Raw genomic sequence first — 9,360 nt, 5'->3', positions numbered from 1 at the left:
AAGACGATGACGTTGATAGGATGCAGGTGTAAAGGTGGTAACATCAAAGCCGAGCATTACTAATTGCCCGTCCACTTTCTTCCGGCTTTGTACGGGTTGGATATATACGTTTAGCGAACGTATCAGCAAGTTCATTAAATTGGATTTTTGATATTTTACTTGAATTTTACTTTTCATCATGTCATAACCTTATTGAATTCATTCAGGTGGTTATAGCACGAGGGTTCCACCTCTTCCCATTCCGAACAGAGAAGTTAAGCCTCGTCACGCTGATGGTACTGCGTAACAGTGGGAGAGTAGGTAGCCGCCGTTTTTAAAGAAGCCCTTCCGGTAGAAATACCTGGAGGGCTTTCTTGTTTTTGATACCTTAGGGATACCTTCGGAATTTGTGGCATCATTTTTAACAGCAATAATCCTCATAATACCTATTAAAAAAGTGAATATTTACTGGTAATTTGTATGTTATGAGGATATTTATTTGTATCTTTGTCGCCCGAATTGTAATCTAACGATTAAAAAAAGAGAGAAGCTTTGGGAAAGTTTGATAAATACAAAATTGATTTGAAAGGCATGCAAACAGACTCTGCTAAGTATGAGTTTGTTTTGGATAACCTTTACTTCGCCCACATTGATGGTCCTGAAGTTCAGAAAGGAAAAGTAAATGTTACTTTGACTGTAAAAAGAACCTCTCGTGCTTTCGAATTGAGCTTTCAGACGGACGGTATGGTATGGGTACCATGCGACCGTTGTTTGGACGAAATGGAGCTACAGATCACATCATCTGATAAACTGATGGTGAAGTTTGGACATGAATATGCAGAAGAAGGTGATAACTTGATTGTAATCCCCGAAGAAGAGGGAGAAATCAATGTAGCATGGTTCATGTATGAATTTGTGGCGCTTTCCATCCCTATGAAGCATGTACATGCTCCGGGTAAGTGCAACAAAGCTGTTACTAGTAAGTTGAGTAAGCATCTCAAAACAGATGCTAATGAAGATAGCGATGAAGTCTTTGACACAGGTGGAGATGATATCGTAGTAGAGGAGGAAATGGAGGAACAAATTGATCCCCGTTGGAATGAATTAAAAAAAATATTAGATAATAATTAAAGTTTTAAGAAAATGGCACATCCTAAGAGAAGACAATCAAAAACAAGAACAGCAAAGAGAAGAACTCATGATAAGGCAGTAGCTCCTACATTGGCTATTTGTCCGAATTGCGGAGAATGGCATGTTTACCACACTGTATGTGGCGCATGTGGTTACTACAGAGGTAAGCTCGCTATCGAAAAAGAAGCAGCTGTATAATTAGTACAGTATACTCAAGACAGCCGAGGGGGAAAACTCTCCGGCTGCTTTAAGTATTATAGTATTGCTAATTTAAAATAGGTTTGATGGAAAAAATAAATGCAGTAATCACAGGAGTTGGAGGCTATGTACCCGATTATATCTTGACTAATGAAGAGATATCAAGAATGGTAGATACCAACGACGAATGGATTATGACTCGTATCGGAGTAAAGGAAAGACATATTCTGAATGAGGAAGGATTAGGTAGCTCATACATGGCACGCAAGGCTGCCAAGCAGTTGATGAAAAAGACTGGAGCCAATCCTGACGATATCGATTTGGTTATTGTTGCTACCAGTACTCCTGACTATCACTTCCCTTCTACAGCTTCTATTCTTTGCGATAAACTCGGACTGAAAAATGCGTTTGCTTTCGACTTGCAAGCTGCATGTAGTGGCTTTCTGTATCTGATGGAAACTGCTGCGAATTTCATTCGTTCGGGAAGATATAAGAAAATTATCATTGTCGGTGCCGATAAGATGTCGTCAATGGTTAACTATACAGATCGTGCTACTTGCCCTATCTTTGGTGACGGTGCTGCTGCTTTTATGCTGGAGCCCACTACGGAAGATCTGGGTATCATGGATTCGATACTGAGAACAGATGGTAAAGGTCTGCCTTTCCTCCATATGAAAGCTGGTGGTTCGGTTTGTCCTCCGTCTTATTTCACAGTAGACAATAAAATGCACTATCTGCACCAGGAAGGAAGAACAGTGTTCAAATATGCAGTTTCAAGTATGTCGGATGTATCTGCTGCAATCGCAGAAAAGAATGGTCTGACAAAAGATAACATTGACTGGGTGGTTCCCCATCAGGCGAATGTTCGTATCATCGAAGCTGTGGCTCATCGCATGGAACTCCCAATGGATAAAGTGCTGGTGAATATTGAACATTATGGTAACACAAGTGCCGCCACACTTCCCCTGTGTATCTGGGATTATGAAGATAAACTCAAGAAAGGTGATAACATTATATTTACAGCATTCGGCGCCGGATTTACATGGGGTGCGGTTTATGTAAAATGGGGTTATGACGGAAAAAAGGAATCGTAACGTAAGTTACTGAACTATAACACAAAAAACGCATCTTATTTCGATTCGATGCGTTTTTTTGTCTCAACCAATAAAATAAAGAGAAATGCATAAAGCAGGTTTTGTGAACATCGTAGGGAACCCGAATGTCGGAAAATCGACATTGATGAATGCTTTGGTGGGAGAACGTATATCAATTGCCACCTTCAAAGCACAGACTACCCGTCACCGGATTATGGGAATTTATAATACGGATGATATGCAGATTGTTTTTTCTGATACTCCGGGAGTATTGAAACCTAACTATAAGTTGCAGGAGTCGATGCTGAACTTCTCGACTTCCGCACTGACGGATGCGGATGTACTGCTTTATGTGACCGACGTGGTGGAAACGCCGGACAAGAACAACGAGTTTATGGGAAAGGTGCGTCAGATGACCGTCCCTGTCCTGTTGCTTATAAACAAAATAGACCTCACGGATCAGGAGAAGCTAATAAAGTTGGTCGAAGAGTGGAAGGAGTTGCTTCCACAGGCTGAGATTATTCCTATTTCCGCCGCATCAAAGTTCAATGTGGACTATGTGATGAAGCGTATTCAGGAATTATTGCCCGATTCTCCTCCTTACTTCGGCAAAGACCAGTGGACGGATAAGCCTGCCCGCTTCTTTGTGAATGAAATTATCCGTGAAAAGATCCTGCTATACTATGACAAAGAGATCCCCTATTCGGTGGAAGTAGTGGTAGAGGAATTTAAAGAGGAAGCGAAAAAGATCCATATCCGGGCGGTGATTTATGTGGAACGGGACTCGCAAAAAGGAATTATTATCGGCAAGCAAGGAAAAGCTCTGAAGAAAGTGGCTACCGAGGCACGCCGGGAATTGGAACGTTTCTTTGGAAAGACTATTTTCCTGGAAACCTATGTGAAGGTTGATAAAGATTGGCGCAGTTCGGATAAGGAACTGCGGAACTTTGGTTATCAGTTAGATTAAGAGTATTCATGCGACTGGGATAGTCGTGAAAAAACAAGGTATTGAGCTATGAATAATTTAGTTGCAATTGTAGGACGCCCCAATGTGGGCAAGTCTACCTTATTTAACCGTCTGACGAAAACTCGTCAGGCTATTGTGAATGAAGAAGCGGGGACGACCCGCGACAGGCAGTATGGCAAGTCCGAATGGCTGGGCCGTGAGTTCTCCGTGGTAGATACCGGCGGATGGGTGGTGAATTCTGATGATATCTTTGAAGAGGAAATCAGGAAGCAAGTATTGCTGGCAGTAGAAGAAGCGGACGTTATTCTGTTTGTAGTGGATGTGATGAACGGAGTGACGGATCTGGATATGCAGGTGGCGGCTATCTTGCGGCGTGCCAATAGTCCGGTGATTATGGTGGCCAATAAAACGGATAATAATGAATTGCAATATAACGCTCCTGAGTTTTATAAATTAGGATTGGGCGATCCGTATTGTATCTCTGCTATCACAGGAAGTGGTACAGGTGATTTGATGGACTTGATTGTCAGTAAATTCAGTAAAGAGAATTCAGAAATTCTGGACGATGATATCCCTCGCTTCGCTGTAGTGGGACGTCCGAATGCAGGAAAATCTTCTATTGTAAACGCGTTTATCGGAGAAGACCGTAACATCGTGACGGAGATTGCCGGAACAACCCGCGACTCTATCTATACACGTTACAACAAATTCGGTTTCGATTTTTATCTGGTAGATACAGCCGGTATCCGTAAAAAGAATAAGGTGAACGAGGATCTGGAATATTATTCGGTAGTTCGTTCGATTCGTTCGATTGAGAACGCGGATGTCTGTATTTTGATGCTCGATGCAACGAGAGGCGTTGAGAGCCAGGATTTGAATATCCTTTCTCTGATACAGAAAAATCAGAAAGGCTTGGTGGTTGTGATTAATAAGTGGGATCTTATAGAGGATAAAACGGCGAAAATGATGAAAGAGTTCGAGGCAACTATCCGTTCACGCTTTGCTCCGTTTGTGGATTTTCCGATTATATTTGCTTCTGCATTGACCAAACAGCGTATCCTGAAAGTGCTTGAAGAAGCTCGTAGCGTATATGAAAACCGTACAACAAAGATACCGACTGCCCGCTTGAATGAAGAAATGCTTCCGCTGATCGAGGCATATCCGCCCCCATCAAATAAAGGTAAGTATATCAAGATTAAATATATCACGCAGTTGCCGAATACCCAGGTGCCTTCTTTTGTCTATTTTGCAAATCTGCCGCAGTATGTGAAAGAACCGTACAAGCGTTTCTTGGAAAACAAAATGCGTGAGAAGTGGAATCTTACCGGTACACCGATCAATATTTATATCCGACAGAAATAAAGGTATATTCATATGAATAAAAAGAAATCGCCCGGCAGTGGAATGTTGCCGGGCGATTTATCTTTTATACTGAACAGATCTCCGTTTTGTTTTGAACCGGTGATTCGCAAAGATTATTCGTCTTTGTTTAACTGGAAATCTTTACGGCGCAATACGAAGCTGTTACTCAGATATTTCTCACGCACGATCTTGTTTTCAGCCAGCTCTTCCGGTGTGCCCTGAAACAGGATCTTTCCTTCAAACAGCAGATAAGCGCGGTCGGTGATACTTAATGTTTCCTGTACATTGTGGTCGGTAATCAGGATGCCGATATTTTTATCCTTTAGCTTCCATACAATTTGCTGGATATCTTCTACCGCGATAGGGTCGACTCCGGCAAATGGTTCATCAAGCATGATGAACTTCGGGTCGATGGCAAGACACCGGGCGATTTCCGTACGGCGGCGTTCACCTCCGGACAGTTGGTTACCTTTGTTCTTGCGTACCTTTTGAAGACGGAACTCTGCAATCAGGCTTTCGAGCTTCTCCTTCTGATAATCCTTAGGCTTATTGGTCATCTCGAGTACAGAAGCGATATTGTCTTCTACACTCATCTGACGGAATACGGAGGCTTCCTGTGCAAGGTACCCGATACCCGTCTGCGCCCGTTTGTATACTGGAAATTTGGTAATCTCAAGGTCGTCGAGGAAGATCCGGCCTTCATTAGGCGTGATCAGTCCTACGGTCATATAGAATGAAGTCGTCTTACCGGCACCGTTCGGTCCCAGCAAACCTACAATTTCACCTTGCTTCACGTCAATGGATACATGGCTTACAACGGTTCGTTTTCCGTACTTTTTAACCAGGTCTTCCGTGCGAAGCACCATCTTGCTTTCTTCCATATTCTAGTTATTTTGCGGCAAATGTAGTAAAAATAAGCTGAAATAATGTACATTTGCAGACAAATAGTGTGAGTTATGATAAAAGCATTGAGAACCGTCGGACGATATATCATGCTGATGGGACGTACTTTTTCCCGTCCCGAGCGTATGCGTATGTTTTTCCGGCAATACCTTAACGAGATGGAGCAACTGGGTGTAAACTCCATCGGTATCGTGTTGTTGATTTCGTTTTTCATCGGCGCGGTGATTACCATTCAGATTAAATTGAACATTGAAAGTCCATGGATGCCTCGCTGGACAGTGGGGTATGTGACACGTGAAATCATGTTGCTGGAATTTTCCTCTTCTATTATGTGTCTCATCTTGGCGGGAAAGGTTGGCTCGAACATCGCTTCGGAACTGGGAACGATGCGGGTGACGCAACAGATTGACGCGCTCGAGATCATGGGTATTAATTCTGCCAATTATCTGATATTACCCAAAATTACGGCAATGGTGACTGTGATTCCTGTATTGGTGACATTTAGTATTTTTGCCGGAATCATTGGAGCCTTTTGTACTTGTTGGTTTGCGGGTGTGATGAATGCAGTTGATTTGGAATATGGATTGCAGTATATGTTTGTCGAATGGTTTATCTGGGCGGGTATCATCAAATCCCTCTTCTTTGCCTTTATTATCGCGAGTGTTTCTGCCTTCTTCGGTTATACGGTAGACGGCGGTTCGATTGCCGTGGGAAAGGCTTCTACGGATGCTGTGGTAAGCAGTAGTGTGTTAATTCTGTTTGCAGATTTGGTATTAACTAAACTTTTGATGGGATGATTGACGTTAGAGGACTTTATAAATCATTTGAAGATAAGACGGTATTGAGTGATATCAATGCCTCTTTTGAGAATGGGAAGACAAACTTGATTATCGGTCAGAGTGGGTCCGGTAAAACGGTATTGATGAAATGTATCGTAGGATTACTTACTCCCGAGAAGGGGGAAGTGCTTTATGACGGACGTAATCTTGTCCTGATGGGTAAGAAGGAGAAAAAGATGCTTCGCAAGGAGATGGGGATGATTTTTCAGAGTGCTGCCCTTTTCGACTCGATGTCGGTGCTGGATAATGTGATGTTCCCGCTGAATATGTTTAGTAATGATACATTGCGCGATCGTACCAAACGTGCCATGTTCTGTCTGGAACGTGTGAATCTGACTGAAGCAAAAGATAAATTTCCGGGTGAAATCAGTGGTGGTATGCAGAAGCGTGTGGCTATTGCCCGTGCTATCGCATTGAACCCGCAGTACCTGTTCTGTGATGAGCCGAACTCCGGACTGGACCCAAAAACGTCATTAGTTATCGATGATCTCATTCATGACATTACTCAGGAGTATAATATGACGACTATTATCAATACCCATGATATGAACTCTGTGTTGGGGATTGGGGAGAAAGTGATTTATATTTATGAAGGACACAAGGAATGGGAAGGAACGAAAGATGATATCTTTACTTCTACCAATGAAAGGCTGAATAACTTTATCTTTGCTTCTGACCTGCTCCGCAAGGTGAAGGATGTGGAAGTACAGAGCATGGAAGGTTGATTGGAAATAAATAAAAGGACATAAAAAAACTTCTGTCATCAGGTGGCAGAAGTTTCTTTTTTTCTTAGCTATATTAGCGTCGGCAATTAAGCTCTGGGTCTAGCTTCTTTAACTACCATTGTACGGCCCATGTATTCAGCACCGTTCAATTCTGCGATTGCTTTAGCAGCTGCAGCGTCGTCTTCCATTTCAATGAAAGCAAATCCTTTGGATTTACCGGTTTCACGATCCATAACTACTTTAACTGATGATACTGCTCCGTAATCTTCCATCACTTGTTGCAGATCTCCTTCCTTAACACGGTAGTTAAGGTTTCCAACATAAATGTTCATAATGAAAATGATAAAAAAATAAATAAATGAATAAAACTCTCTGGATAGATGGTTACTAATAAAAAGATTAAAACGACAGAGAGTTTACAAATGCGTTTTCGAAACAGAAGTAAAAACCTTGTAATCAAATCGAGAAACTAATGGTCCATCAATCCGCAGCAAAGAAAAGAATAATTTTTGGATTGACCATCTTTTTCTTACTTTAATTTGCAGACAATGAGAAAAAAAGAAGGATGTGTGGTTAGCGAACCATTGCCTGTCATGCAATTGTCATTTATATATTCCATAATAGATGCGAAATAAATCTGCAATGTCTTTTGAAAATTGAAAGATTAGCACTAATTTTGCACCCTCGTTTGAGTTAGAACAAAGTATAAATCAAATAAATAATTGTCAGAATGAACGTTTCATTACAAAACATTGACAAAGTAAGCGCACAGCTTACTGTAAAGCTTGAGAAAGCCGACTATCAGGAGAAAGTAGACAAATCGTTGAAATCATTCCGCCAGAAGGCGCAGATGCCGGGATTCCGTAAAGGAATGGTTCCGATGAGCCTGGTTAAGAAGATGTATGGTAAATCAGTGATTGCAGAAGAAGTGAATAAAGTATTGCAAGAAGCTGTTTACAACTATATTAAAGAAAATAAGGTGAACATGCTGGGCGAACCGTTGCCTAACGAAGAAAAACAGCAGATGATCGACTTCGATACAATGGAAGAATTCGAATTTGTATTCGATATCGCTCTGGCACCTGAATTTAAAGCAGAAGTAAGTGCTAAAGATAAAGTAGATTACTATACAATCGAAGTATCGGATGAAATGATCGATAACCAGGTGAAGATGTATACTCAACGTACTGGTAAATACGATAAAGTAGACGCTTACGAAGATAACGATATGCTGAAAGGCCTGTTGGCTCAGCTGGATGAAGAAGGTAATACGAAAGAAGGCGGTATTCAGGTAGAAGGTGCAGTATTGATGCCTTCTTATATGAAGAACGACGATCAGAAAGCAATCTTCGCTAATGCAAAAGTAAACGATGTATTGGTATTCAATCCGAATGTTGCTTACGACGGACATGCTGCTGAACTTGGCTCTCTGCTGAAGATCGACAAGGAAATCGCTAAAGACGTGAAGTCTGATTTCAGTTTCCAGGTAGAAGAAATCACTCGTTTTGTACCGGGTGAACTGACTCAGGAAGTATTTGACCAGGCATTTGGTGAAGGTGTAGTGAAGACTGAAGAAGAATTCCGCGCTAAGATCAAAGAAGAAATCGCAGCAAGATTTGTGGCTGACAGTGATTATAAATTCCTGATCGACATTCGTAAAGTGATGATGGACAAAGTAGGCAAGCTGGAATTCTCTGATGCATTGCTGAAACGTATCATGTTACTGAACAACGAAGAAAAAGGTGAAGAATATGTAGCTGAGAACTACGATAAGAGCATCGAAGAACTGACTTGGCACCTGATCAAGGAACAGTTGGTAGAGGCAAACGATATCAAAGTAGAACAGGAAGATGTGCTGAAGATGGCGAAAGAAACAACGAAAGCACAGTTTGCTCAATACGGAATGTTGTCTGTACCTGAAGACGTACTTGACAACTATGCACAGGAAATGTTGAAGAAGAAAGAGACAATCAACAATCTGGTAAGCCGCGTAGTAGAAGTGAAGTTGGCTGCAGCCCTGAAAGCTCAGGTAACTTTGGAGAACAAGAGCGTTTCTATGGAAGAGTTCAATAAAATGTTTGAATAATCGTTCGGTTGAATAGAACATAAAGTCACAGAAACACAGAGTTTTTATAAAATTATAACTCTGTGTTTTTTTGTGT

11 protein-coding genes and 1 rRNA gene are annotated in these 9,360 nt (G+C 41.5%); 9 read left to right on the top strand and 3 right to left on the bottom strand.

Annotation, left to right across the window (positions count from 1 at the left end; all coding sequences use genetic code 11):
* The coding region (locus BLW31_RS24620; RefSeq protein ID WP_218145874.1) for a hypothetical protein at positions 1–180 on the bottom strand (180 nt) is incomplete at its 3' end.
* Positions 181–202: 22 nt separating this feature from the next.
* On the opposite strand from BLW31_RS24620, the gene rrf reads away from it, so the two are divergent.
* The 6 genes from rrf (at position 203) to der (ending at position 4,731) form a co-directional block, all read left to right on the top strand.
* A 5S ribosomal RNA gene (gene rrf, locus BLW31_RS01770) occupies positions 203–313 on the top strand.
* A gap of 218 nt (positions 314–531) precedes the next feature.
* Positions 532–1,110, top strand: a complete 579-nt coding sequence (locus tag BLW31_RS01765; protein ID WP_010536475.1) for a YceD family protein — start codon at positions 532–534, stop codon at positions 1,108–1,110.
* A 12-nt stretch (positions 1,111–1,122) separates the two neighbouring features.
* Positions 1,123–1,308 carry a 50S ribosomal protein L32 gene (gene rpmF, locus BLW31_RS01760; RefSeq protein ID WP_002562387.1) on the top strand — a complete coding sequence of 62 codons (186 nt, stop codon included), beginning with the start codon at positions 1,123–1,125 and terminating at the stop codon, positions 1,306–1,308.
* 86 nt (positions 1,309–1,394) lie between these two features.
* Positions 1,395–2,402: a beta-ketoacyl-ACP synthase III gene (locus tag BLW31_RS01755; protein ID WP_010536476.1), complete on the top strand. Its 1,008-nt coding sequence runs from the start codon at positions 1,395–1,397 to the stop codon at positions 2,400–2,402.
* 85 nt (positions 2,403–2,487) lie between these two features.
* The gene (era, locus tag BLW31_RS01750; RefSeq protein WP_008760765.1) at positions 2,488–3,369 is read left to right on the top strand and encodes a GTPase Era; all 882 of its coding nucleotides are present in this window, start codon (positions 2,488–2,490) and stop codon (positions 3,367–3,369) included.
* Positions 3,370–3,417: 48 nt separating this feature from the next.
* The gene (gene der / locus BLW31_RS01745; RefSeq protein WP_010536477.1) at positions 3,418–4,731 is read left to right on the top strand and encodes a ribosome biogenesis GTPase Der; all 1,314 of its coding nucleotides are present in this window, start codon (positions 3,418–3,420) and stop codon (positions 4,729–4,731) included.
* 113 nt (positions 4,732–4,844) lie between these two features.
* Here der and lptB read toward each other — a convergent pair whose 3' ends face one another.
* Positions 4,845–5,612 (bottom strand): LPS export ABC transporter ATP-binding protein, encoded by a 768-nt coding sequence (gene lptB, locus BLW31_RS01740; protein WP_010536478.1) that lies wholly within the window; start codon positions 5,610–5,612, stop codon positions 4,845–4,847.
* Positions 5,613–5,687: 75 nt separating this feature from the next.
* Between lptB and BLW31_RS01735 the strand changes: the two genes are divergently transcribed.
* Positions 5,688–6,431: an MlaE family ABC transporter permease gene (locus BLW31_RS01735; RefSeq protein ID WP_008760768.1), complete on the top strand. Its 744-nt coding sequence runs from the start codon at positions 5,688–5,690 to the stop codon at positions 6,429–6,431.
* Complete coding sequence (locus BLW31_RS01730; RefSeq protein ID WP_010536479.1) at positions 6,428–7,198, top strand: ABC transporter ATP-binding protein; 771 nt, start codon at positions 6,428–6,430, stop codon at positions 7,196–7,198. Before BLW31_RS01735 ends, BLW31_RS01730 begins: the two co-directional genes overlap by 4 nt.
* 86 nt (positions 7,199–7,284) lie before the next feature.
* Here BLW31_RS01730 and rbpC read toward each other — a convergent pair whose 3' ends face one another.
* On the bottom strand, positions 7,285–7,530 hold the full coding sequence (gene rbpC, locus BLW31_RS01725) for an RNA-binding protein RbpC (protein WP_004297160.1): 246 nt from the start codon (positions 7,528–7,530) through the stop codon (positions 7,285–7,287).
* A gap of 398 nt (positions 7,531–7,928) precedes the next feature.
* On the opposite strand from rbpC, the gene tig reads away from it, so the two are divergent.
* A complete protein-coding gene (gene tig / locus BLW31_RS01720; protein WP_010536480.1) occupies positions 7,929–9,284 on the top strand; it encodes a trigger factor in 1,356 nt (451 codons plus the stop codon).
* Positions 9,285–9,360: the final 76 nt, after the last annotated feature.

It is taken from the genome of Bacteroides faecis MAJ27, assembly GCF_900106755.1.
Classification (GTDB): domain Bacteria; phylum Bacteroidota; class Bacteroidia; order Bacteroidales; family Bacteroidaceae; genus Bacteroides; species Bacteroides faecis.
Note: the sequence above shows the minus strand (reverse complement) of the source record. Positions and strands in the feature narration are given on the sequence as shown.